28 protein-coding genes are annotated in these 24,046 nt (G+C 62.0%); 15 read left to right on the forward strand and 13 right to left on the reverse strand.

From position 1 onward, the window contains the following. The first annotated feature begins 50 nt into the window (after positions 1-50). Together urtE and A4R29_RS33065 are read left to right on the forward strand one after the other, a co-directional pair. Positions 51-746 carry an urea ABC transporter ATP-binding subunit UrtE gene (urtE, locus tag A4R29_RS13105; RefSeq protein WP_013531845.1) on the forward strand — a complete coding sequence of 232 codons (696 nt, stop codon included), beginning with the start codon at positions 51-53 and terminating at the stop codon, positions 744-746. Positions 747-1,015: 269 nt separating this feature from the next. Then, positions 1,016-1,192 carry a hypothetical protein gene (locus A4R29_RS33065; protein ID WP_013531844.1) on the forward strand — a complete coding sequence of 59 codons (177 nt, stop codon included), beginning with the start codon at positions 1,016-1,018 and terminating at the stop codon, positions 1,190-1,192. A gap of 44 nt (positions 1,193-1,236) precedes the next feature. Here the strand turns inward: A4R29_RS33065 and A4R29_RS13110 are convergent, their stop codons facing one another. The 9 genes from A4R29_RS13110 to A4R29_RS13150 all read right to left on the reverse strand — a co-directional run bounded on the left by A4R29_RS13110 (position 1,237) and on the right by A4R29_RS13150 (position 9,741). After that, complete coding sequence (locus A4R29_RS13110; protein WP_063172075.1) at positions 1,237-2,388, reverse strand: GGDEF domain-containing protein; 1,152 nt, start codon at positions 2,386-2,388, stop codon at positions 1,237-1,239. Positions 2,389-2,503: 115 nt separating this feature from the next. Then, positions 2,504-3,325 carry a DUF72 domain-containing protein gene (locus tag A4R29_RS13115; RefSeq protein WP_063172076.1) on the reverse strand — a complete coding sequence of 274 codons (822 nt, stop codon included), beginning with the start codon at positions 3,323-3,325 and terminating at the stop codon, positions 2,504-2,506. A gap of 26 nt (positions 3,326-3,351) precedes the next feature. Further along, positions 3,352-3,822: a GNAT family N-acetyltransferase gene (locus tag A4R29_RS13120; RefSeq protein ID WP_063172077.1), complete on the reverse strand. Its 471-nt coding sequence runs from the start codon at positions 3,820-3,822 to the stop codon at positions 3,352-3,354. 30 nt (positions 3,823-3,852) lie between these two features. Then, positions 3,853-6,774 carry an excinuclease ABC subunit UvrA gene (gene uvrA, locus A4R29_RS13125; protein ID WP_027161515.1) on the reverse strand — a complete coding sequence of 974 codons (2,922 nt, stop codon included), beginning with the start codon at positions 6,772-6,774 and terminating at the stop codon, positions 3,853-3,855. Between the two features lie 692 nt (positions 6,775-7,466). Beyond that, complete coding sequence (locus tag A4R29_RS13130) at positions 7,467-7,763, reverse strand: hypothetical protein (RefSeq protein WP_063172078.1); 297 nt, start codon at positions 7,761-7,763, stop codon at positions 7,467-7,469. Between the two features lie 88 nt (positions 7,764-7,851). Beyond that, the gene (locus A4R29_RS13135; RefSeq protein ID WP_063167934.1) at positions 7,852-8,457 is read right to left on the reverse strand and encodes an ATP-dependent Clp protease proteolytic subunit; all 606 of its coding nucleotides are present in this window, start codon (positions 8,455-8,457) and stop codon (positions 7,852-7,854) included. A 20-nt stretch (positions 8,458-8,477) separates the two neighbouring features. Next, positions 8,478-8,966: an SRPBCC family protein gene (locus A4R29_RS13140; RefSeq protein WP_063172079.1), complete on the reverse strand. Its 489-nt coding sequence runs from the start codon at positions 8,964-8,966 to the stop codon at positions 8,478-8,480. Continuing rightward, positions 8,963-9,277 (reverse strand): ArsR/SmtB family transcription factor, encoded by a 315-nt coding sequence (locus A4R29_RS13145; RefSeq protein WP_013531836.1) that lies wholly within the window; start codon positions 9,275-9,277, stop codon positions 8,963-8,965. Before A4R29_RS13145 ends, A4R29_RS13140 begins: the two co-directional genes overlap by 4 nt. A gap of 44 nt (positions 9,278-9,321) precedes the next feature. Next, a complete protein-coding gene (locus A4R29_RS13150) occupies positions 9,322-9,741 on the reverse strand; it encodes a cupin domain-containing protein (protein WP_013531835.1) in 420 nt (139 codons plus the stop codon). A gap of 183 nt (positions 9,742-9,924) precedes the next feature. On the opposite strand from A4R29_RS13150, the gene A4R29_RS13155 reads away from it, so the two are divergent. Next, positions 9,925-10,443, forward strand: a complete 519-nt coding sequence (locus A4R29_RS13155; RefSeq protein WP_013531834.1) for a single-stranded DNA-binding protein — start codon at positions 9,925-9,927, stop codon at positions 10,441-10,443. Between the two features lie 135 nt (positions 10,444-10,578). Then, a complete protein-coding gene (locus tag A4R29_RS13160) occupies positions 10,579-11,004 on the forward strand; it encodes an OsmC family protein (RefSeq protein WP_063173671.1) in 426 nt (141 codons plus the stop codon). A gap of 33 nt (positions 11,005-11,037) precedes the next feature. Here the strand turns inward: A4R29_RS13160 and A4R29_RS13165 are convergent, their stop codons facing one another. Beyond that, on the reverse strand, positions 11,038-11,667 hold the full coding sequence (locus A4R29_RS13165) for a MarC family protein (protein ID WP_013531832.1): 630 nt from the start codon (positions 11,665-11,667) through the stop codon (positions 11,038-11,040). A 160-nt stretch (positions 11,668-11,827) separates the two neighbouring features. After that, positions 11,828-12,358, reverse strand: a complete 531-nt coding sequence (locus tag A4R29_RS13170) for a hypothetical protein (RefSeq protein ID WP_063172080.1) — start codon at positions 12,356-12,358, stop codon at positions 11,828-11,830. An 86-nt stretch (positions 12,359-12,444) separates the two neighbouring features. On the opposite strand from A4R29_RS13170, the gene A4R29_RS13175 reads away from it, so the two are divergent. Together A4R29_RS13175 and gyrA are read left to right on the forward strand one after the other, a co-directional pair. Continuing rightward, positions 12,445-13,266, forward strand: a complete 822-nt coding sequence (locus A4R29_RS13175; protein WP_063172081.1) for a helix-turn-helix transcriptional regulator — start codon at positions 12,445-12,447, stop codon at positions 13,264-13,266. A 220-nt stretch (positions 13,267-13,486) separates the two neighbouring features. Beyond that, complete coding sequence (gyrA, locus tag A4R29_RS13180) at positions 13,487-16,288, forward strand: DNA gyrase subunit A (protein ID WP_013531829.1); 2,802 nt, start codon at positions 13,487-13,489, stop codon at positions 16,286-16,288. A gap of 69 nt (positions 16,289-16,357) precedes the next feature. Here gyrA and A4R29_RS33070 read toward each other — a convergent pair whose 3' ends face one another. Then, a complete protein-coding gene (locus A4R29_RS33070) occupies positions 16,358-16,510 on the reverse strand; it encodes a hypothetical protein (protein WP_081714296.1) in 153 nt (50 codons plus the stop codon). 322 nt (positions 16,511-16,832) lie between these two features. Here A4R29_RS33070 and coaD point away from each other — a divergent pair, with 322 nt between their 5' ends. The 7 genes from coaD (at position 16,833) to tgt (ending at position 21,422) form a co-directional block, all read left to right on the forward strand. Continuing rightward, positions 16,833-17,333: a pantetheine-phosphate adenylyltransferase gene (gene coaD, locus A4R29_RS13185; RefSeq protein ID WP_013531827.1), complete on the forward strand. Its 501-nt coding sequence runs from the start codon at positions 16,833-16,835 to the stop codon at positions 17,331-17,333. Positions 17,334-17,442: 109 nt separating this feature from the next. Next, complete coding sequence (locus A4R29_RS13190; protein WP_244506973.1) at positions 17,443-17,937, forward strand: peptidylprolyl isomerase; 495 nt, start codon at positions 17,443-17,445, stop codon at positions 17,935-17,937. Between the two features lie 40 nt (positions 17,938-17,977). Next, positions 17,978-18,490 carry a peptidylprolyl isomerase gene (locus A4R29_RS13195; RefSeq protein ID WP_013531825.1) on the forward strand — a complete coding sequence of 171 codons (513 nt, stop codon included), beginning with the start codon at positions 17,978-17,980 and terminating at the stop codon, positions 18,488-18,490. Positions 18,491-18,502: 12 nt separating this feature from the next. Next, a complete protein-coding gene (locus A4R29_RS13200; RefSeq protein ID WP_013531824.1) occupies positions 18,503-18,952 on the forward strand; it encodes a DMT family transporter in 450 nt (149 codons plus the stop codon). Beyond that, positions 18,952-20,040: a tRNA preQ1(34) S-adenosylmethionine ribosyltransferase-isomerase QueA gene (queA, locus tag A4R29_RS13205; RefSeq protein WP_063172082.1), complete on the forward strand. Its 1,089-nt coding sequence runs from the start codon at positions 18,952-18,954 to the stop codon at positions 20,038-20,040. The genes A4R29_RS13200 and queA overlap by 1 nt, the downstream gene beginning before the upstream one ends. Next, positions 20,030-20,299, forward strand: coding sequence for a hypothetical protein (locus tag A4R29_RS13210; protein ID WP_013531822.1), 270 nt, complete (start codon positions 20,030-20,032; stop codon positions 20,297-20,299). The genes queA and A4R29_RS13210 overlap by 11 nt, the downstream gene beginning before the upstream one ends. Next, positions 20,292-21,422 carry a tRNA guanosine(34) transglycosylase Tgt gene (gene tgt / locus A4R29_RS13215; RefSeq protein ID WP_063172083.1) on the forward strand — a complete coding sequence of 377 codons (1,131 nt, stop codon included), beginning with the start codon at positions 20,292-20,294 and terminating at the stop codon, positions 21,420-21,422. Before A4R29_RS13210 ends, tgt begins: the two co-directional genes overlap by 8 nt. Before the next feature lie 4 nt (positions 21,423-21,426). Here tgt and A4R29_RS13220 read toward each other — a convergent pair whose 3' ends face one another. Further along, the gene (locus A4R29_RS13220) at positions 21,427-21,846 is read right to left on the reverse strand and encodes a DUF4864 domain-containing protein (protein ID WP_063172084.1); all 420 of its coding nucleotides are present in this window, start codon (positions 21,844-21,846) and stop codon (positions 21,427-21,429) included. Between the two features lie 264 nt (positions 21,847-22,110). Here A4R29_RS13220 and A4R29_RS13225 point away from each other — a divergent pair, with 264 nt between their 5' ends. Together A4R29_RS13225 and A4R29_RS13230 are read left to right on the forward strand one after the other, a co-directional pair. Beyond that, a complete protein-coding gene (locus A4R29_RS13225) occupies positions 22,111-22,347 on the forward strand; it encodes an Lrp/AsnC family transcriptional regulator (RefSeq protein WP_010909609.1) in 237 nt (78 codons plus the stop codon). Between the two features lie 171 nt (positions 22,348-22,518). Next, complete coding sequence (locus tag A4R29_RS13230) at positions 22,519-23,931, forward strand: circularly permuted type 2 ATP-grasp protein (RefSeq protein ID WP_024503502.1); 1,413 nt, start codon at positions 22,519-22,521, stop codon at positions 23,929-23,931. Positions 23,932-24,046 lie beyond the last annotated feature (115 nt).

The raw sequence follows: 24,046 nt of genomic DNA on the forward strand, positions 1-24,046 counted from the left end.
GTTCCATCACTTCGATCTGTCGTTTCTCAGGTTCTGGAGACGGCGCTGACATGCTCGAAGTTTCCAATGCCACGCTGCACTACGGCGCCGCCCAGGCGCTGCGCGGCGTATCGCTGAAGGCGGGCGCCGGCAAGATCACCTGCGTGCTCGGCCGCAACGGCGTCGGCAAGACCAGTTTGATGAGATCGATCGTCGGCCACCACCGGCTGACGAGCGGAAGCGTTGCCTTCGAGGGGAAGGCGCTCGACCGGAGCGCGGCGTATGACCGCGCCCGGTCGGGCATCGCATTCGTACCGCAGGGCAGGGAGGTCTTTCCGCTGCTCACCGTGCGGGAGAACCTGGAATCAGGCTTTGCGCCGCTGAGGCGAGCCGACCGCAACATTCCGGCGCATGTCTTCGAATTGTTCCCTGTGCTGAAGCAGATGCTCGGCCGTCGCGGCGGCGATCTTTCCGGCGGCCAGCAGCAACAGCTCGCCATCGGGCGGGCGCTGGTGATGCGGCCGAAACTGCTCGTGCTCGATGAACCGACCGAGGGCATACAGCCGTCGATCATTAAGGACATCGGCCGCGCCATCCGCTATCTGCGCGACCAGGCGGGCATCGCCGTGCTTTTGGTCGAACAATATCTCGATTTCTGCCGCGAGCTCGCCGACGAGGTCAACATCATGGACCGGGGCGTGATCGTCCATACCGGCCCGGCTGAAGATTTGGACCGGGCTGATGTGCGGAAGTTCCTTACCGTCTAGAATTGGCGGTGAACTTCAGTTGGCGATCCGAAGTTCTTGCCAAGTCCAATATTTCTCCATCCGATCACCTGCGTCTCTGGCACGCTCAATATCGCGTGCTAGTCTTTTCCATGGCTTTGTGAGTCGGCCGCTTCCGTATCAGTCTGGTTATCGCAGATCGAGGACCACGGCCAATGCCGGGCAAGTTTCACGCAAGCAAGGCTGCCTAGCTTCCCTCCTGCGATCTCTGTCGTTCAAACGCGTTTGGGCACACAGGCTAAAGGACAGCCATGGAACGTTACGTCGAGGATTACCAGAAGCGGCGGCTTACCGAACGCGTCGACATCATCGCTGCCATCAATATCTTGAGATCACAGGGCTGCGACTACGACGATCTGATCGAGGAGATCACCAAGGTCTTCTATGTCGATCTCGATACCTTCAATGAGATTGTCATGGCGGCCTAGGAGCCGCATTCGTCTCCCCACGATCAGAGGCCGGTGTTGCGCGATTAGCTTGCGCGCCTGAACGGAGACGCGGTGACGCGGTTACGGCCTCCGCGCTTGGCGTCGTAGAGCGCCTTGTCGGCGGCGTTGAGCACCTTGTCGAAGCCGAGGCCTTCCTTGGTGCCGAAAGCAAATCCGGCACTGACGGTGCATATCAGCGAGCCTGTCTCGGTTTCGATGCGGTGCGCGGCGAAAGCTGCCCGTATGGCCTCGGCGGTGGCCTCCACCGTTTCGGGCAAGGTCCGCTTCAGCACCAGCGCGAACTCCTCGCCGCCCATGCGCGCGGCGACGTCGACCGGGCGGCGATTGCTGGCGAGTTCCCGTGCAAACACCCTCAGCACTTCATCACCGGCGGCGTGGCCGAATTCGTCGTTGATGGCCTTGAAGTTGTCGAGATCGAAGACGACCACCGCCGTGAAGGCGCCGACCGGCGCATCGCCGTGCAGGTCGAACAGGGCGCGGCGGTTGAGCAGGCCGGTCAGCGGGTCGGTCAGGGCATTGTGGCGGTGATGCCGGGCCAAGCGTCCCTGATTCAGGGCCAGGGAAAGCGCTCCAATCCCGGTCATGCTGGCGATGACGATGATGAGGCTCAGTTCCTCGGCCCAGTTGCTTGGCGCATGTCCAAGGACCAGCTTTCCATCCAAGGCTAAAACCATGGCGCAGAGAGCGAAGGATGCGGCCGTGGCAGAATAGAGCGCGGTGATACCGATCGTCAGGGCAGGGGCTTCGTCGCGGCCCTTCCAGTATTCGACCGCCGTTGCGAACAGAAGCAAGGCGGCGAAGGCATTTTCGAACATGAAGCCCAGCCCGTCATAGCCTAGAGCCATGGGAGGCAACGTCACGGCCAGCGAAATGGCGCTGCCAAGTACAGTTCGGGGCACTGGCGAGCCGCCGGTTCTGAACTGGTAGGCCGCGCCCAGCATTGTCGAGAAACCGAGCAGGAGGAAAGCCAGCGTGGCGATGCCCAGCAGGCGCCCGGGCATGTCGATATAGGCGTCATAGACAAAAATATCGCCGACCACGAACACCAGGCTGATCGCCCATGTCAGCAGGAATTTCTCCGAGCGAGCGGTCAGCCACATGCCGAACAATGTCAGGCTCAGGCAGGCCGCGGAAAAACCGACAGCCAGGAGAAGTGAAGTGTAGTCGAGCGACATGCCCCTCGTCCTTGCCCGTGGCGGCCCAGATCTGCGACTGGTCTGGCTGGATTCATGCAGCAAGGAGGTATCGATAAGGTTACGACGGTGGCGAAGATGCCATGATTCCGCTGCGTCAGGGCACCGGTTGACCCTGGTCCACTCGCTTCATCAGTGCCATGGCGCCGAACGGCGCGCGCACCTTGCCCTCGGTGATGAAGTAAACGAACACGTCGCGCGGCTTGACCGGCGCATCGGCGGCGGGGTCGGCGCGCCGCAGGTCGGCCGGCTGCTTGCCTTGCGCCCAGGTCTTTACCCGCGCGGCCCATTCATCGAGGCCTTTCGGCGTATAGCAGTCGGGATTGTCATCGCTGCCGGTCTGCAGTCGGGCGTAGACGAAATCGGCGGTGATGTCGGCGATATCAGGATATTTGGCATGGTCGGCGTAGACGATCGCGGCCTTGTATTTTCGGGCAAGTACTGCGAATTCCGGCACGACAAAACTGTCGTTGCGGACTTCGAGCGCATGGCGCAGCGCAACGCCGTCCTGCTTTTCCGGTAGCAGCTTCAGGAAGGCTTCGAAATCGTCCGGATCGAATTTCTTGGTCGGCGCGAACTGCCACAGGATCGGCCCGAGCTTTTCGCCGAGCGCCGCCACGCCGGAGCCAAGGAAGCGCATCATCGATTCGCCGGCCTCGCCCAGCACGCGCCGGTTGGTGACGAAGCGGTTGCCCTTCAGCGAATAGACAAAGCCGTCCGGCGCCTCGCTGGCCCATTTGACGAAGGTCGGCTCCTTGAAGCTGGAATAGTAAGTGCCGTTGACCTCGATGCTCGGCACCTGGCGAGTGGCGTAGTTCAACTGCTTGGCCTTGGAAAGCTTGTCGGGATAGAAGGACGTATCCCAGGGTTCGAAGGTCCAGCCGCCCATGCCGGCGCGGATTGTTCCCGATGTGGTCATTGTCATCCTCCCAATGCAGAAAAAGATCAGGCCGCGGTGATCTGATCGACGGTTTTGGCCATGTCGACGAGCACCCATCCTGGCCGGTAGGGATTGGGCCGGCGACCCGTTTCGTGGAAACCATAGGCAAGATAGAGCGCAATGTTCCGCTCCATCCTGGCGTTGGTGTAGAGCCGCACTTCTGGCAGACCCCAGAGATGGGTCTGCTCATCCGCGTGTTTCAGCAGCGCAATGCCGAAGCCCTTGCCTTGAAAGTCGGGGGAGACCGCGACGGAGAAGATCATCGCGTGGTCGTCATGTCGCTCCAGCGTGATCAGCCCGGCAAGCTCGCCGCCACTTTCCAGCAACCAGACCTCGCCGCGCACGATGCGCGGTGCATAGTCCTCGGTGACCGGGATCGGCGGTGCACCGAACAGGGCGATGTAAGGCGCATAGGCCGCTTCCGTCAGCGAGACGACGGTTTGGAGATCACCGGCAAGCGCTCTTCTGATTGTCATTCAAAAGCTCTCCAGGCGCCAACCGGTCGATCACTCCGCCGCTTCGCGTTTGCCTCCGGGACGTCGCTCCAGAAGCTCCTTGAGGAACTGGCCGGTGTAGCTGCGCTTTTCGCGCACGATGGCTTCCGGCGTGCCGGAGGCGACCAGTTCGCCGCCGCCGTCGCCGCCTTCGGGGCCGAGGTCGAGCACCCAGTCCGCGGTTTTTATCACTTCGAGATTGTGCTCGATGACCACCACCGTGTTGCCCTGGTCTACCAGTTCGTGCAGCACTTCCAGCAGTTTGGCAACGTCGTGGAAATGCAGGCCAGTGGTCGGCTCATCCAGGATGTAGAGCGTCTTGCCGGTCGCCTTGCGCGACAGTTCCTTGGCCAGCTTGATGCGCTGCGCCTCGCCGCCGGACAGCGTTGTCGCCTGCTGGCCGATATGGATGTAGCCGAGGCCGACCTGCTTCAGCGTGTCGAGCTTGTCGCGCACGCCGGGCACGGCGGCGAAGAAATCGACGCCTTCCTCGACCGTCATGTCGAGCACGTCGGCGATCGACTTGCCCTTGAACAGGACATCGAGCGTCTCGCGGTTATAACGCTTGCCGTGACAGACGTCGCAGGTGACGTAGACGTCGGGCAGGAAGTGCATCTCGATCTTGATGACGCCGTCGCCCTGGCAGGCCTCGCAGCGGCCGCCCTTGACGTTGAACGAGAAGCGTCCCGGCTGATAGCCGCGCGCCTTGGCCTCCGGCAGGCCAGCGAACCAGTCGCGGATCGGCGTGAAGGCGCCGGTATAGGTGGCCGGGTTTGAACGCGGTGTGCGGCCGATCGGCGACTGGTCGATGTCGATGACCTTGTCGAGGAATTCGAGGCCCTCGATGCGGTCGTGGTCGGCCGGATGTTCGCGCGAGCCCATGATGCGTCTCGAGGCGGCCTTGAACAGCGTCTCGATCAGGAAGGTCGACTTGCCGCCGCCGGACACGCCAGTGACGGCGGTGAAGGTGCCGAGCGGGATTTCGGCGGTGACGTTCTTCAGATTGTTGCCGCGCGCGCCGACGATCTTGATGCGGCGGTTCTTCTTCGCTTCACGCCGCACGCCGGGCGTCGCCACTTCGAGCGCGCCCGACAGATATTTGCCGGTGATCGAATTGGGATTGGCCATGACCTGCTGCGGCGTGCCCTGGGCGATGATCTCGCCGCCATGGATGCCGGCGGCCGGGCCCATGTCGACGACATAGTCGGCATGCAGGATGGCGTCCTCGTCATGCTCGACGACGATCACCGTGTTGCCGATGTCGCGCAGGTGCTTCAGCGTATCGAGCAGGCGCGCATTGTCGCGCTGGTGCAGACCGATCGACGGCTCGTCCAGCACATAGAGCACGCCGGTCAGGCCGGAGCCGATCTGCGATGCCAGCCGGATGCGCTGGCTCTCGCCGCCCGACAGCGTGCCGGAATTGCGCGACAGCGTCAGATAGTCGAGCCCGACATCGTTGAGGAAGCGCAGCCGTTCACGGATTTCCTTGAGCACACGCACCGCGATTTCGTTCTGCTTGTCGTTGAGCGACGCGGGCAGGTCGGTGAACCACTGGTCGGCCTTGCGGATGGAAAGCTCGGTGACTTCGCCGATGTGCCTGCCGGCGATCTTCACCGCCAGCGACTCGGGCTTCAGCCGATAGCCCTTGCAGACCGGGCAGGGTGTGGCCGACATGAAGCGCTCGATCTCCTCGCGCATCCAGGCGGATTCGGTCTCTTTCCAGCGCCGCTCGAGATTGGGGATGACGCCTTCGAAAGTTTTCGTCGTCTTGTAGGAGCGCAGGCCGTCATCATACTGGAAGGTGATCTCGCGCTCGCCGGTGCCGCGCAGGACGGCTTCCTTGGCCTCTTCGGTTAGATCCTTGAACTTGTCGCCGAGCTTGAAGCCATAGGCCTTGCCCAATGCCTCCAGCGTCTGCGCGTAATAGGGCGAGGTCGACTTCGCCCACGGGCTGACGGCGCCGTCGCGCAGCGAGATGTTTTCATCCGGCACGATCAGATTGCCGTCGATGGCGCGCTGGCTGCCGAGACCGTCGCAGGTCGGGCAGGCGCCGAACGGGTTGTTGAACGAGAACAGCCGCGGTTCGATTTCCGGAATGGTGAAGCCGGAGACCGGGCAAGCGAACTTTTCCGAGAACAGGATGCGCTCGTGCGTCTCGTTCTTCGACTTGTTGACCGAATCCTCGCCGGTCTGGCTGGAATCGAGCGGCTTGTCGGCGAATTCGGCGACCGCCAGCCCATCGGCCAGCTTCAGCGCCGTTTCGATGGAATCGGCAAGCCGCGTCGCGAGATCGCCGCGCACGACGATGCGGTCGACGACGACATCGAGGTCATGCTTGTACTTCTTGTCCAGCGCCGGCACGTCGGCGATCTCATAGAAGACGCCGTCGACCTTGACGCGCTGAAAGCCCTTCTTCTGCAGTTCCAGCAATTCCTTGCGGTACTCGCCTTTGCGGCCGCGCACCATCGGCGCCAGAATGAACAGGCGCGTGCCTTCCTCGATCGCCAGCACGCGGTCGACCATCTGCGAAACCGTCTGGCTCTCGATCGGCAGGCCGGTGGCCGGCGAATAGGGGATGCCGACGCGCGCAAAAAGCAGGCGCATATAGTCGTAGATCTCGGTGACGGTGCCGACCGTCGAACGCGGGTTCTTCGATGTGGTCTTCTGCTCGATGGAAATGGCAGGCGACAGGCCGTCGATCTGGTCGACGTCAGGCTTTTGCATCATTTCGAGGAATTGCCGCGCGTAGGCCGACAGGCTTTCGACGTAGCGGCGCTGGCCCTCGGCATAGATCGTGTCGAAGGCAAGCGATGACTTGCCGGACCCCGACAGGCCGGTCATGACAATCAGGCTGTCACGCGGCAGGTCGAGATCGACATTCTTCAGATTGTGTTCGCGCGCCCCGCGAATGGAAAGATATTTATGGTCGGCCATAGCCGGTCGCCGCCTCAGAATCTGGAATTTCCTGGAATGGCGGGTTTTCCCGGCCATCCCCTATGTAGGTAGTTTTGCCGCCACGTCGAGAGACGCCACAATTCCCGACAAAAGCGTTTAAGCGTCTTTCACGTGAACGGGCAAGCGGAAAGAACAAAGGCCGAACACGCTCCTGACAAAGCTGTGCAAAAACTGACTTGTACGTAACCTCCCGGCGATCACGTTTTTCGGTAACCGGCTATTGATGGTTGACGCGGGCAACCCAGGAGCGCAGTCTCCGGAAGTCAACGAAGCCGGCCGTCTTTCGATGGCCTCGCCGCCCAAAGGCGGCCTGCGAGACGCCGCAGGCATTTGCGATTTGTGCTTCGAATTGACAACAATCGCAACGGACAGAGGAGCGGAGCTATGACGCCACCGGATCGTCCCCTAGGGTTCCAGTTGTCACTGGAGCCGCGGCAGGCATAAGTGCCAGGGTTTAGCGTCTGCGCCACCCGGCAAACCGTGACCTGCCATATCTCCTAAAAATCAGAGACTGCTAGTCGGATCGTCGGCCGAACGCCGCGGTGCATCCGAAATCAAACGCCGGCAGTACACTCCCGGCAAAGTTGGATTTGAGATCCAGAAGGCCCCGTCCGTTTGCCCAAGGCACGGCGGGGCCGTTTTATGTGGGGAACGCTCATTTCCGCGCGCACTCAGTGACGCGGCGGCCCGATCGAGCCGGCGCCGACATCGACGGTGATGCTGCCGGAAATCCTGACATCCGTATCGCCGATCTTGAATGTGCCGTTCTCGCCGGCCGGCAGCGCATCGTCCGGCTCGGGAGCCGGCTTGGCGATGCGGTAGTCGCCGGTCACGCCGGGCAGGGCGCTTTTTTGCGTCGACGGCGAACTGTCCTCTGCAAGAGCCGCGCCACTCACGAGACTGGCAAAAGCGAGCACCACGACGGCGATGACGGGGCGCAGTGGTCTGGAAGGATGAGTGTCGGTCATCCCAGGACTATAGTGGCGCGCCGCCGATGGAACCAGACCGGCATCGTCAAATCTTCGGCAGCCGGCCGGACTCCGCTCCGGCCCTGGCTTACGCCGCCTTTTTGCGCGTGTCGAAAACATGGTCGACGATGCCCCATGCCTGCGCCTCGCGGGCGGTCATGAAGTGGTCGCGGTCCAGCGTGCGCTCGACCTCTTCATAGGTACGGCCGCAATGCTGCGCGTAGAGCTCGGCCATGTGCCGTTTCGTCCTGCCGATGCGCTCGGCATGGCGCTGGATGTCGGAGGCCTGGCCCTGGAACCCGCCCAGCGGCTGATGCAGCAGGATGGTGGCGTTCGGCAGGGAAATCCGGCGCCCCGGTGTGCCTGCCATCAGCAGGAACGAGCCCATCGATGCCGCAAAGCCCATGCATACGGTCGACACCGGGCAGCTGATATATTGCATCGTGTCGTAGATGGCGAAACCACTGGTCACTACGCCGCCCGGCGAGTTGATGTAGAGCGAGATCTCCTTGTCGGGATTGTCCGATTCCAGCGACAAAAGCTGCGCGCAGACCAGCGCCGAGATGTCGTCGTTGATCTCGCCGTTGATGAAGATGATGCGCTCGCGCAGCAGCCGCGAAAAGATGTCGAAGGCGCGTTCGCCGCGGCTCGATTGCTCGATGACCATCGGCACCAGACTGGCAACACCGCTCATTTTTCTTCTCCGATTTTCTATTATGCCGCGCGCAGAAGGCGCGGTGCGTTCGCGGCGATGGGCTTTCCAATTGCGCGCAAACCGAGCGAAAGACGGCAGCCGGCGCCTGCCATGGCGATGGCCGGCATGGCCTTGCGGGCAAAACCGTCGTGGACGATGCGCAGATGCGTGCCGCCGGAAGCGGTGCGGGCAAGCGTGAAGGTGACGGTACTGTCGAGCGGATCCTGCCTGGCTGCGTCGCCCGGCTGCTCCCGCCAGGAATAGCGCAGCAACTTCTCGGGTTCGGCGTCGAGGATTTCGCATTCGATCGGCGCGCCCGTCCCGGCGAAGGCAAAACGGTTGCCGATCTCGGGTCTCATGTCGTTGGGCATCATCCAGGCGGCGAGCAATTCCGGTACGGTCAGGGCCCGCCAGACCTTTTCCGGCGGCTCGGCAAGGTCGTACTCGAACTCGAGCGCATCCGCGGCGTCGATTTGGCCCTCGTTGGTCGTTGATCCCGCCTTCTTCATTGATCCATGTCCTTCAAAACCGCCTTCAGCCTTTCGATGCGTTCCGGCCAGAAAGTCCGGTAGCGCTCGATCCAGGAGAGCAAGGGAGCGAGCCCTTGCGGATCGGCGCGGTAATAGGCGTTGCGGCCGGCTCGCCGCTCGACCACCAGGCCGGCGCCACGCAGGACGGCCAAATGCTGCGACACCGCGGGCTGCGACACCGTCATACCGGTGCGCAATTCCGACACGCTCATCTCGCCTGCGGCCAGCCGCTCAAAGACGGCGCGGCGCGTCGGGTCGGCCAGTGCGCGAAAAATCTCTGCTTCGATCATGTCAAAAGCATAAGTGAATACTTATTGATTTGGCAAGCACTGTTTTACGAGATTGTCGGAAGCCAGCGTCTCACCATTCCGGCAGGCCCATCGAACGTCGCCTCGAAAATCGGCGACGCAAGGACGGCGTGGATGTGAAGCGTTCCAGTGCCGGCGTTCTTGAACCCGTGTTTCCTGTTCGCGGGGACAACGAGAGACTGGCCCGATGTCACGACTGTATGCTCATCGTCGATCCACATCTCAGCCCTACCGGCGATAACGGTCAGCACTTCCTCCACGGGATGCCAATGCGTTGGGGCGCCGACCGTGGGCTCGACCCATTGCTCGAATATGCAAAGTTGCGATGCACCATTGCTGGCCGACACATGCATGCGTGTTTCCACACCTGCTCGCCATTGCTCGCGCTGCTGGTCCTCATGTGCGACAGACTTCATTTGATCGCCCCCGGTCAGATCCGATTTCATGGAAATTTCCGGCCGGGACACTACATCTTGCTGACAAACATTGACAGAACGTCATCTGCACCATAGAACGGACAGGGAACAAAAACCTTGTGGGTAAAGGCAGCCACGGCAAGCGGCTGACGCCTGCAGCCTGTAAGGTGCTGCGACAAAAAAATTTGTTTCGGATGAGCGCGGAGAAATATCATGGCGGGTAGCGTCAACAAGGTCATTTTGGTCGGCAACCTCGGCGCGGATCCCGAAATCCGTCGCCTCAACTCGGGCGAGCCGGTCGTCAACATTCGCATTGCGACGTCGGAAAGCTGGCGTGACAAGAATTCCGGCGAGCGCAAGGAAAAGACCGAATGGCACAACGTCGTCATCTTCAATGAGGGCATCGCCAAGGTGGCGGAGCAGTATTTGAAGAAGGGCATGAAGGTCTATGTAGAGGGCCAGCTGCAGACGCGCAAATGGCAGGACCAGACCGGCGCCGACAAGTACACGACGGAAGTCGTGCTGCAGAAATTCCGCGGTGAGCTGCAGATGCTCGACGCACGCGGGCAGGGTGAGGGCGGTCAGGTCGGCGGCTATACCGGTGGCAGCAGCCGTGGTTCCGATTTCGGCCAGTCCAGCCCGAGCGAAGGCTTCAATCGCGGTGGTGGCGGTGCCAAGAGCGGCGGCGGTGGCGGTTCGTCGCGCGAACTGGACGACGAAATCCCGTTCTGATCGCAACAGCAGATGTTATTTTTGGCTTAAGTCAAACATTGCGCCCCGAGAGTCCCTCATGGACTTTCGGGGTTTTGCATTGTCGAACTGAACGCTGACATGGCGATCAACGAAATATGGCGAAGGACGAGTTCGATGAAAGCACGCGTAAAATGGGTCGAGGAACGCACTTTCGTCGGCGAGTCCGGTAGCGGCCACAAACTGGTGCTGGGAACCGCGCCCGGATCGGAAGGCAGGACGCCGGGACCGAGCCCGATGGAGCTGGTGCTGATCGGCACCGGCGGCTGTTCGGCCTATGATGTCGTGCACATCCTCGAAAAGGGGCGCGAGGCGGTCGAGGACTGCGTCGTCGAGCTCGAGGCCGACCGGGCGGAAACCGAACCCAGAGTGTTCACCCGCATTCATATGCATTTCGTCGTCAAGGGCAGGCAACTCTCCAGCGACAAGGTGAAACGCGCGATCGACCTTTCGATCGAAAAATATTGCTCGGCCTCCGCGATGCTTGCCAAGACCGCCACGATTACCCACGATTTCGAGATCGTCGACACGACGGCGAGATAGAGCCGGCTTTGAGATTCTCGCCGCGTCAGCCTGTCAGCCCGCTATCAGCGCCTTGATGCCGTCGGCGACGAATTGCACGGCCAGTGCTGCCAGGATGACGCCGAGCAGGCGGGTCAGGATCGAGCGGCCGGTCTGGCCGAGGATGCGGTCTATGCGTTCCGACAGCACGAACACCAGATAGGTGATGGCAAGGCAGACGAAGATGATGCCGACCAGCGCCGCCTGCGCCGCAAAGCCTTGAAAGGAACCTGAGAGCAGCACAGTTGCCGAAATGGCGCCGGGACCCGCGATCAGCGGGATTGCCAGCGGGAAGGCGGCGATGTTGTGGATCATGTCCTTGGTGATGGCGACGTCGCCGATCTTCTCCTTGCGGTCCTGCCGGCGCTCGAACACCATTTCGAAGGCGATGAAGAACAGCAGGAAGCCGCCGGCGACGCGGAAAGCCGGCAGCGTGATGCCGAACACCGACAGGATCGAGGCGCCTGCAACCGCAAACAGCGCCATCACCAGGAAACCGATGATCGACGCGCGGACGGAAACCTGCTGGCGCTCCTCGCGATTCATGCCGCGCGTCACGGCGAGGAACAGCGGCGCCAGGCCGGGCGGATCGATGGTCACGAGAATGGTGACGAAGGCGTTGAACAGGCTGTCGAAACTCGGCATCTCTGACCCTCCCGCCGGGCCGTGCCCGTACCAGGATAATTGGTAGAGCAAAGCCCGTTCGGTGGGAACTGTTCGTGAGAAAGTGGTTGATGCCGGCGGGACAGCGGAGGGCGCAAAGGGTCGCGACGCCTTTATTCCGGGCTGCTGCATTCTTCGGCGATCAAACCGCTCGGCGCGCCAGGAACTCGACCTCCAGCCGCCATGTCGCGCCATTGTCGTGCGAGCGCTCGCCCAGCCATCGGAAAGAGTTTTCGGTGATGCGTGAAAAGCCCCAGCGTACTGAGCTGCCGGTGCCGTCGGCGCCCACTTGCACGATCGTGTCACCCTCGGCGCGGCCGAGCTGGCGGCTGAAATACTGGTTGGGCGGGTCGCTCCAGAAGATGTGCCAGGCATCCGCGCCGGGATCATAGACGCGCAGCGTCGTGCCATAAAAAGTCCATTTGCCGAGCGAGGGCTGGGAACCAGTGTCCCGCGCGGGCAGGATCCAGACGTCCTGGATCGCCCGGCCTTCCAGCACCCAGCCGAAATGCACCTCGCCACGCCCTGTCAGCACCGTTCCGTCCTCGAGGTGGCGCGAGGCCTCGAAAGTCCAGGCGCCGACGAAGCGGCCGTAAAGGCTCAGTTTTTCGGCAAGGCCTTCGATCGGTCCGGGGCTGTGCAGGGCATCGGCAAACGAAGATTGATCGAACATGGTTGTGGCCTCTTCTTGTCAGGAGATTGGGAGGGAATAGGCGGTTACGGGGTTCTGGGCTTGGGAAAAATTGCTATATTTCGACCATGACGACGACCACGCATAGTCTCGCATCCGGAGCCGGTTGGCATGTGACGGATGTGATCTGCACGGCCGGCGCCGGCCGGCCGTTCGAGGAGGCGCATCAGGATTTCTGTGTGGCTGCAGTCACCAGCGGCACGTTCCGCTACCGCGCCCAACAAGGAACGGCGATGCTGGCGCCCGGCGCGCTCCTGCTCGGCAATCCCGGCACATGTTACGAATGCGGGCACGAGCATGGCGGCGGCGATCGTTGCCTCTCGTTCCATTTCAGGCCGTCCTACATGGAGCGGATCGCGGCTGGCGTGCCGGGCGCCAGGAAGCTGGCTTTCGAGGCGGCGCGCCTGCCGCCTTTGCCGGTCCTGGCGCCACTCCTGGCCGAGGCGGAAACCGCTCGCGAGATGGCCGACATCGACGCCTTCGAGGAACTTTCCCTGCGCATGGCCGGTGCTGCCGTAGCTACAGCCTCCGGCGCTACGCATGTCAGGCGCGCGCCGAGCCGCCGCGATCAAAAACGGGTTGCCGAAGCTGTGCGGCGCATCGAACTCGATGCAGACGGACCGGTCTCGCTTTCAGCACTTGCCGATGAGACGGCGACCAGTCCGTATCATTTCCTGCGCATCTTCCGGCAGGTAGCGGGCATGACCCCCTACCAATTCCTGCTCAAGACGCGATTGCACAGGGCCGCGGTGCGGCTACGCATGTCGGACGATACGGTTTCCGCGATCGCTTTCGGCGCTGGCTTCAGCGATCTGTCGACCTTCAATCGTCGTTTTCGGCGGATCATGGGGCAGACGCCAAGCCAGTATCGCAGCCGCCGTGGCGCATAGGTCGTTTCTGCTTGGTGAATCGGCCCGGTGCACCGCAAGGCAGACACGCAGGCTTTTGCGTCAGGGCGGCGAAACCCGCCTTGGCCATATCGTCGCAATCATCGGTATCCATTTGAAATTACCATCAAAAATGACACTGGAAAAGTGCCGTGAAGGTTGGAGTTTCGGGCTTGCTTCCTATATAAGCACCAAGTGATTCCTGATTAGATTGTGATCCGATTTGACCGACCAGAAGACACCGCGCGGCGCCGACGGCGGTCCCACCGGCATCGAGCCGATATCCATCGTCGAGGAGATGCAGCGCTCCTATCTCGATTACGCCATGAGCGTGATCGTCAGCCGTGCGCTGCCGGACGTGCGCGACGGCCTGAAGCCGGTGCATCGCCGCATTCTCTTCGCCGCCCATGAGAGCGGCTACCATTGGAACCGCAAATATGTGAAGTCGGCGCGTCCTGTCGCCGACGTGATGGGTAAATACCATCCGCATGGCGATGCTTCCATCTATGACGCCTTGGTGCGCATGGCGCAGGACTGGTCGTTGCGCGTTCCGTTGATCGACGGGCAGGGCAATTTCGGCTCCATCGACGGCGATCCGCCTGCGGCGATGCGCTACACGGAAGCGCGGCTGACCAAGGTCGCGCACGAGCTCCTGGAGGATATCGACAAGGATACCGTCGATTTCCAGGACACGTATGATGCTTCCGGCAGCGAACCGAAGGTTCTGCCGGCACGTTTTCCCAACCTTCTGGTCAATGGCTCGGGCGGCATCGCCGTCGGCATGGCGACCAACATCCCGCCGCACAATCTCGGTGAAGTCTGCAATGGCGCCATCGCCATCATCGACAATCCGGCGATCGACCTGCCGGCGCTGATGGAGATCATTCCTGGCCCTGATTTTCCGACCGGTGGCATCGTGCTTGGCCGTTCGGGCATCTACAGCGCCTATTCGACCGGCCGCGGCTCCATCGTCATGCGCGGGCGCGTCAACATCGAACAGCGCGGCAACGACCGCGAGTCCATCATCATCACCGAAGTTCCCTACCAGGTGAACAAGTCGTCGATGATCGAGAAGATGGCTGAACTGGTGCGCGACAAGCGCATCGAGGGCATTTCCGATATCCGCGACGAGAGCGACCGCCAGGGCTACCGGGTCGTCATCGAGCTGAAGCGCGACGCCGTTGCCGACGTCATCCTCAACCAGCTCTACCGCTTCACGCCGCTGCAGACCTCTTTCGGCGCCAATATGGTGGCGCTGAATGGCGGCAAGCCGGAAGTGATGAACCTGACCGATATGCTGAAGGCTTTCGTCGCCTTCCGCGAGGAGGTGATCACAAGGCGGACGAAGTTCCTGCTGCGCAAGGCGCGCGATCGCGCCCATGTGCTGGTCGGTCTCGCTATCGCAGTCGCCAACATCGACGAAGTCATCAAGCTGATCCGCACCGCGCCGGATCCGCAGACGGCGCGTGAGCAGTTGATGGAGCGGCGCTGGCCCTCTGGCGACGTGGAATCTCTGATCCTCCTGATCGATGACCCACGCCACCGGATCAACGAGGACGGTACCTACAATCTGTCCGAGGAGCAGGCGCGCGCCATCCTCGAGCTGCGCCTGCAGCGCCTGACCGCGCTCGGCCGCGACGAGATCGCCGACGAGTTGAACACGATCGGCGCCGAAATCATCGATTATCTGGACATTTTGTCTTCCCGCGCGCGCGTCCAGCAGATCGTCAAGGACGAGCTTGCCGCCGTGCGCGACGAGTTCGGCACGCCGCGCCGCACCGAGCTCACCGACGGCGGTTCGGACATGGAAGACGAGGATCTGATCCAGCGCGAAGACATGGTCGTGACGGTCAGCCATTCCGGCTACATCAAGCGCGTGCCTCTGTCGCTCTACCGGGCGCAGCGCCGCGGCGGCAAGGGCCGCTCCGGCATGTCGACCAAGGAAGAGGATTTCGTCACCCGGCTGTTCGTCGCCAACACCCATACGCCGGTGCTGTTCTTCTCCTCGCGCGGCATCGTCTACAAGGAAAAGGTCTGGCGGCTGCCGATCGGCAATCCGCAGTCACGCGGCAAGGCGCTGATCAACATGCTGCCGCTGGAGCAGGGCGAGCGCATCACCACCATCATGCCGCTGCCGGAGGACGAGGCCAGCTGGGGCGAACTCTACGTCATGTTCGCCACCACGCGTGGCACCGTGCGCCGCAACGATCTATCCGACTTCGTCCAGGTCAACCGCAACGGCAAGATCGCCATGAAGCTGGAGGAAGAAGGCGACGAGATCCTCGGCGTCGAAACCTGCACCGACAAGGACGACGTGCTGCTGACCGCCAGTTCCGGCCAGTGCATACGCTTCTCCGTCGGCGACGTGCGCGTCTTCCAGAGCCGCAATTCGGTCGGTGTGCGCGGCATAACCATGGCCGAGACCGACCGCATCATCTCGATGTCGGTGATCGAGCATGTCGATGCTTCGCCGGCGGAACGCGCCGCTTACCTGAAGCGCGCGGCGGCGGAGCGGCGGCTTGCCACGGAAACGGCCGGAGAAGAGGAAGAGATCGCGCTGACCAATGAGGAGATCGGCGAGGAGACAGAGCTTTCCGACAGCCGATACGAAGAACTCAAGGCGCACGAACAGTACGTGCTGACGGTGACCGAATTCGGCTACGGCAAGCGTTCGTCGTCCTATGATTTCCGGCTGACCGGACGCGGCGGCAAGGGCATCCGCGCCACCGACGTGTCGAAGGCAGCCGAGATTGGCAGGCTGGTGGCGACCTTCCCGGTCGGCAATGACGACCAGATCATGCTGGTGTCGGACGGCGGCACCGTCATCCGGGTGCCGGTCAACGGCATTCGTTTCGCCAGCCGCGCCACCAAGGGTGTGACCATCTTCAACACGGCTGAAGGCGAAAAGGTGGTTTCGGTCGAGCGGATCTCTGAACCGCAAGCGGACGAAGAAAGCGAAGAAACCGTCGAGGGCGGTGCCGATGCCGCTGCGGCGTCTGACGCCGGTCCGGAGGGTGCGGACTAAGTCCGGCACCCAGGTTTTGACATGGCAACGCCGGCCAGCTGGCCGGCGCGGCAGCAAGTCCAGGCTTTATCAGTAGTGGCGATATGGCTTACGCGGGCCGAAGCCTTCGAAGCGCTTGGTGTTTGCCTTGACGCGGATGCGTTGTGCCTCCTGATGCAGCCCAAATACGGTGGCGATCAGCATGGCGACGGTCATTGCGGTGGCGAGCATGTAGATCAGCATGTGCGTGTTCTCCTGCGCCTAACAACGGATAGATGGGATTTTGGTTTCATCTAATTAAGGTGCAACCTAGTGAACGCTGCGTGAAGGCTTCGTGATCAGCGTGTTCATCTGTCGTTCATGTGCCGGAAAAGGTTCACGGCCGGCGCGCCGATCGGATTTGCCTTTGCGAGAGAGGCTCGTTAGAGCCTGTTCCATCTTGGTGGACGGAAGATGGAACAGGCTCTAGCTTTCATTTGAGCATGATCTCTAGGACAAACGAAAAACCGTTTGTCCGCAAAAACCGGTTTCCACTTTTTGGGATCATGCATTAGAAGCACCTGCCATGACCGAACGCATCGCCCTCTATGCCGGCTCCTTCGACCCGCTGACCAACGGCCATCTCGATGTGCTGAAGGCTTCGCTGGCCGTGGCCGACATCGTCTATGCGGCGATCGGCATCCATCCGGGCAAGCAGCCGCTGTTTTCCTTCGAGGAGCGGGTGAAGCTGATCGAGACGGCGGCGAAGGCGGAATTCGGCAGCGATGGTGCCCGTATCAAGGTCGTCGCCTTCGACGGGCTGGTCATCGACGCCGCCAGGAAGCACGGCGCCTCGATCATGATCCGCGGCCTGCGCGACGGCACCGACCTCGACTATGAGATGCAGATGGCCGGCATGAACGAGACTATGGCACCTGAGTTGCAGACGGTTTTTCTGCCCGCCAGCCCGTCCGTGCGCACCATTACCGCCACACTTGTCCGCCAGATTGCCTCTATGGGAGGCAACATCCGCCCCTTCGTGCCGGCGGCGGTTGCCGGTGCGCTCACCGCCAAATTCGCGAAATAAGATTCCGGAGATAGATATGCAGCTGAAAAAGCTCGCCTCGTTCCTCGTTGTGCTTGCCGGCCTTGTGACCGCATCGGTCTCGGCCTTCGCCGCCGACCCGGAAAACACCATGATCATCACGCTGAAGGACGGAGACGTCACCATTGCGCTTCGGCCCGATCTGGCGCCAAAGCATGTCGAGCAGATCAAGAAGCTGGTGCGCCAAGGCGCCTATGACAACGTCGCCTTCCACCGCGTCATAGACGGCTTCATGGCGCAGACCGGCGACGTCAAGTTCGGCAATATGAAAAAAGGTTTCAGCGCCGAGGCCGTCGGCACCGGCGGTTCCGACCTGCCCGACCTGCCCGCCGAATTCTCGCAGACCGAACATTACAAGCGCGGCGTGGTCGGCATGGCCCGCTCGCAGGACCCCAATTCGGCCAATTCGCAGTTCTTCATCATGTTCGCTCCGGCACCGCCGCTCGACGGCCAGTACACCATCGTCGGCAATGTCGTCAGCGGCATGGAACTGGTGGATCACATCAAGAAGGGCGACCAGGCGGATAACGGCACGGTCTCCGACCCCGACCGGATGATCAAGGTGCGCATCGCCGCAGACAAGTAAAATTGTCAAATAACTCTGTTTTCTCAAAAGGATATCTGACATGGCCGAAATCAAGGACCGCGAGAACGCGCTCATCATGGAAACGACCAAGGGCACGGTCGTCATCGAACTTTTCCCCGACCTGGCGCCGGGCCACGTCTCCCGCATCAAGGAACTGGCTAGGGAAGGCGCCTATGACGGCGTGGTCTTCCACCGCGTCATCGAAGGCTTCATGGCCCAGACCGGCGACGTCAAGTTCGGCAATTCGAGCAAGCCTTCCTTCGCGCCGTCCCGCGCGGGCATGGGCGGCTCTGAGAAGCCGGACCTGAAGGCCGAATTTTCCAACGCCAACCATGGCCGCGGCACCTGCTCGATGGCCCGTTCGCAGAACCCGAACTCGGCCAATTCGCAGTTCTTCATCTGCTTCGACGATGCCGCCTTCCTCAACCGCCAGTACACGGTCTGGGGCCAGGTCATCGAAGGCATGGACAATGTCGACAAGATCAAGCGCGGCGAGCCGGTGCAGGATCCCGACAAGATCGTGTCGCTGAAGGTCGCGGCCGACGTCAAGTAAGGGCAAACGACAATGATGGGCGTCGTCTGGTCGCTTCTCGGCATCCTGTCCGGCGCCTTCATTGCCATTCAGGCGCCGATCAATTCGCAGCTGGCGCGCGGCCTGGGTCTCCCGGTCGCGGCGGCTGCGTTTTCGTTCCTGTCGGGCGCGATCGTGCTCGGCATCATCTCCGTTACGGTGGTGAAGCTGCAAGGCATCTCGCTCGACTGGAAAGCGCCGGCGCCCTGGCTGTTCGTGGCCGGCGGCATGCTCGGCGGTTTCTATGTCACGCTGTCGACGATCCTGACGCCACGCATAGGTGCTGCCGCGCTGATGGCGTTTCTGGTCGCCGGCCAGTTGCTGGCCGGCATGCTCATCGACCGCGTCGGCTTCCTCGGCGTCGCGGTGCGTGAAATCTCGCTGGGACGCGTTGCCGGCGCGGTGCTGCTCTTGGCCGGAGCGCTGCTCGTCCGGCTCTACTGATGCGCGTCGATGTCTTTGACTTCGACTTGCCGGAGGAGCGCATCGCGCTCCGCCCGGCGCAGCCGCGTGACAGCGCCAAGATGCTTCTGGTCAAGCCCGGCGAAGGGCTCGAGGACCGGACGGTTGGCGACCTGCCGTCCTTGCTCAGTGCCGGCGACGTGCTGGTGTTCAACGACACCAAGGTCATTCCGGCGCAACTCAAAGGCATAAGGCGGCGGGGCGAGGCGACGGCGCAGGTCGAAGCCACGCTGCATATGCGCATGGCGCCGGACCGCTGGCTGGCCTTCATGCGGCCGGGCAAGCGCATTGCCGCCGGCGACCGCATCCATTTCGGCCATGACGGCAATTCCTGTTTCCTCGGTCAGCTCGACGCCACGGTGATCGAGAAAGGCGAGGGCGGCGAGGCGCTGCTTGGCTTCGATCTGTCGGGGCCGTTCCTCGACGAGGCGCTGCACGCGGTAGGCCATATTCCGCTGCCGCCCTATATCGCCTCGAAACGCGACGACGACGAACGCGACCGGGCCGATTACCAGACCATCTATGCAAGCGAGGAGGGCGCCGTCGCGGCTCCGACAGCGGGCCTGCATTTCACGCCGGAGCTTTTTGCAGCGCTTGACGCCAAAGGCGTCGAACGCCGCTTCGTCACCTTGCATGTCGGCGCCGGTACGTTCCTGCCGGTCAAGGCGGACGATACCGCCGACCACAAGATGCATGCCGAGACCGGGTCGGTCAGCGAAGCCACTGCGGACGCCCTGAATGCCGCAAGGGCAAGGGGCGGGCGCATCGTTGCTGTCGGCACGACCTCGCTGCGTCTGCTGGAGAGTGCGGCGCGTGAGGACGGTACTCTGGCTGCGTGGTCCGGCCCGACCGATATCTTCATCACGCCCGGCTACCGTTTTCGCACCGCCGACATGCTGATGACCAATTTCCATCTGCCGCGCTCGACTCTGTTCATGCTGGTTTCGGCCTTCAGCGGCCTCGACACGATGCGCGCGGCCTATGCCCATGCGATCGAGAACCGTTACAGATTCTATTCCTATGGCGACGCAAGCCTGCTTTTCCGAGCGGAGACGAGCGATGGACGATGATCTGCAAGCCTTTGACCGCGATGCGCTGATCGCGGAAGTGAAAAAACTGCGCGCCGGCATTCGCCAGCACCGCGATTCCACCGGCCATGAATTGTGCTGGCATCACCCCGATCTGTGGGACCTGCTGCCGGAAAAAACCGAACCATCGATCGCCGTGCCGCCCTGGCCAAAATTCATGCGCGGCTGCATCCACTACCGCCAGTCGCTCGACAAGCAGGCGCCGGACGCCCCGGTCCACGACAAGGAATTCAATGGCTAAGCAGTTCAGCTTCAAGGTTCTGGCAATCGACGGCAAGGCGCGGCGCGGCGTGATCGACATGCCGCGCGGCGAAATCCGCACGCCGGCCTTCATGCCGGTCGGCACCGGCGGTACCGTCAAGACGATGTATATGGACCAGGTGCGCGGCGTCGGCGCCGACATCATCCTTGGCAACACCTACCATCTGATGCTGCGGCCAGGCGCCGAGCGTGTGGCGCGGCTCGGCGGCTTGCATGAATTCGCCCGCTGGCCGCATCCGATCCTGACCGACAGTGGCGGTTTCCAGGTAATGTCGCTGTCGAAGCTGAGAAAGCTGACCGAAAAGGGCGTCACCTTCCGCTCGCATATCGATGGCGCCGCCTACGAGATGTCGCCGGAGCGGTCCATCGAGATTCAGGGGCTGCTCGATTCCGATATCCAGATGCAGCTCGACGAATGCACGGCGCTGCCGGCCGAAATGAAGGAGATCGAGCGCGCCATGGATCTGTCGCTGCGCTGGGCCGAGCGCTGCAAGACGGCGTTCGGCGACCAGCCGGGCAAGGCGATGTTCGGCATCGTGCAAGGCGGCGACAACGCAGCGCTGCGGGTGCGTTCGGCGCAGGCGCTGAGCGCGATGGAGTTGAAGGGCTATGCGGTCGGCGGCCTGGCCGTCGGCGAACCGCAAGCGGTGATGCTCGAGATGCTCGACATCACCTGTCCGGAGCTGCCGGCGGACAAACCGCGCTATCTGATGGGCGTCGGCACGCCTGACGATATCCTGAAATCGGTGGCGCGCGGCATCGACATGTTCGACTGCGTGATGCCGACACGGGCCGGCCGCCACGGCCTCGCCTATACAAGGCGCGGCAAGGTAAATCTGCGCAACGCCCGCCATGCTGACGATCCGCGCCCACTGGACGAGGAAAGCGACTGCCCGGCCGCCCGGGACTACTCACGCGCCTATCTGCATCATCTGGTGCGCTCGCAGGAAGCGCTCGGCGCCATGCTTTTGACGTGGAACAACCTGTCCTACTACCAGAAACTGATGCAGGACATCCGCGCTGCGATCGAAGCTGGCACCTTCGAGGCGCGCGGCGCCGAAATCACCGAGGGCTGGGCGAGGGGCGATATCCCGTTGCTGTAAGGCCTCAAGTGCTGAGCGAATTCGAGGCGCGCAGGCTGCAGCCGGTGATCTGGAACGTGCCGTTGGGCTGCTGCTGCAGCGTATAGACCGCCTCGTAATCCTTGCCATCGGGGCCGACGATCAGCACCTGCTGGACGATCGAACCCGGACCGGTCTCCTCGACCTTGCCGAAGGAATAAGTCTGCGGCTTGCGCACCGGCGGATAGCCGTTGGTCACCATGTTCATGAAGGCATCGACGGTCGGGAAGATCCGCTTCACATTCGGGGCGGCGAAGCTGTAGGCGGTGGCGCCGTCATTGGCGATGAGGGCCTTTAGCTGACCGTCGATGACGGACTGGCCTGCCTTGATCTCGGCATCGCCGGCCAATGGCGACGACACGCAGAGGAATGGAACGACTGCGAATGCGAAAAAGGCGCGGCGCATGGCCTGTCTCCGTTGTCCCGCGAAAAATCTTCCCTTGAAATGGTGCTGTCCGAAGACGCATCATAACATACGCTTGGCAGCGCATCGCGGTTTCAGCGATCGCGAATAATCGCTGGCGCTCGGCGGCAGGTTGCATGCTGGCGGAGAGCTGCGGCAGGTCGCAGCCCAGGCCTGGGCCGGCAGAGTACGGATTCCAGCGCTTGAAAGCCCGCCTCCAGTCTGCCAGAAGGGCCGCTGGACTTGGACGTTTAGCGGGACGAAGCCATGAAGGCGTTTTTCGTGCAGATCAAATGCGAGCTCGGCAAATCCTATGAGGTTGCCAGCGCGCTTGCCGATGCCGAGATCGCCTCGGAAATCTACTCCACCGCCGGCAACTACGATCTGCTCGCCAAATTCTATGTCGACGACGAGGAAGACGTCGGCCATTTCGTCAACGAAAAGGTGCAGATTCTCCCCGGCATCAAGGACACGTTCACCGTCGTCACGTTCCGTGCTTTCTAGCTGGTAAACGCATTTGCCCGGGCACGAGGCAAAGGCTGATCAAGGTCATATTTCAGCTGCCTCAATTTTAGGCAGGCGCAACATACTGATCGCCCGTATCTCCCAAATCACCGATTGCGCTTGATTTTCTCCGGCGACGCCAGTGAAATGGCGTCACAGGGGAGTATGCGATTGGCAGCGTTCGATGAAATGCTTCCGGAAGTCTCCGGATTGAGAAGACCGTATTCGGCGTATGATCGCTGGCTGAAGGAGCAGGATCCAGCCAGGCTGACCGAGAAGATGCAGGACGCTGAGCGCGTCTTCCGCAAGACCGGCATCACCTTCGCCGTCTATGGTGAGCAAGAAGCCTCCGAGCGGCTGATCCCGTTCGACATCGTTCCCCGCATCATTTCAGGCAATGAATGGCGGCGCCTCACGCAGGGCATCGAGCAGCGCGTGCAGGCGCTGAACGCCTTCCTCGACGACATCTACCATCGCCAGGAAATCCTGCGGGCAGGGCGCGTCCCCAGGGAATTGATCGCCAGGAATGAGGCATTCCTGCCGGAGATGATCGGGGTCAGGCCGCCGGCCGGCGTCTATACCCACATCATCGGCGTCGACATCGTCCGCATCTCGGAGGACGAGTTCTACGTGCTGGAGGACAATGCGCGCACGCCGTCGGGCGTCTCCTACATGCTGGAGAACCGCGAGACGATGATGCAGCTGTTCCCCGAACTGTTCCAGAAGATCAAGGTGCGGCCGGTGGAAAACTACCCGCAGCTTCTGCGTCAGTCGCTGGCGGCGGTGCGGCCGCAAAGCACCAAAGGTGCGCCGACCATTGCGGTGCTGACGCCCGGCAGCTTTAACTCCGCCTATTTCGAACACGCCTTCCTTGCCGACCAGATGGGCGTGCAGTTGGTCGAAGGCCAGGACCTGCGCGTGGTCGACGGCCATGTCGCCATGCGCACGACGGAAGGCTACAAGCAGATCGATGTGCTCTACCGCCGCGTCGATGATTCGTTCCTCGACCCGTTGACGTTCCGTCCGGATTCCGCACTTGGCATACCCGGCATCATGGATGTCTATCGCGCCGGCAACATCACCATCGCCAATGCGCCGGGCACCGGAATAGCCGACGACAAGGCGATCTATTCCTACATGCCCGAGATCATCGAGTTCTACACCGGTCGCAAGGCAATCCTGGGCAACATTCCGACCTGGCGCTGCTCGGAGCCCGACAGCCTGAAATACGTGCTCGAACACATCGACGAGCTGGTGATCAAGGAAGTGCACGGTTCCGGCGGCTACGGCATGCTGGTCGGGCCTGCGGCAACCAAGAAGGAATGCGAGACCTTCGCCAAGAAGTTGGCGGCCAAGCCATCGAATTACATTGCCCAGCCGACGCTGGCGCTGTCGACATGCCCGATCCTGACGGAAAAAGGGCTGGCGCCGCGCCACGTCGATCTCAGGCCCTATGTGCTGGTCTCCGACCGCATCCAGATCGTGCCTGGGGGCCTCACACGCGTCGCGTTGAAGGAAGGTTCGCTGGTTGTGAACTCGTCGCAGGGTGGCGGGACGAAAGATACTTGGGTGTTGGATGATTGAGACGAGTGAGTAGGGAATAGTCAGTAGTCAGTAGCGGAAATAGAGGGACAGGAAATGCCATATTTCATTGAGATTCAATTGCTTAATATTCACTGCTCACTATTCGCTACTCACT

Origin of the sequence: Mesorhizobium ciceri biovar biserrulae, from assembly GCF_001618845.1 — a bacterium.
Lineage (GTDB): Bacteria > Pseudomonadota > Alphaproteobacteria > Rhizobiales > Rhizobiaceae > Mesorhizobium > Mesorhizobium ciceri.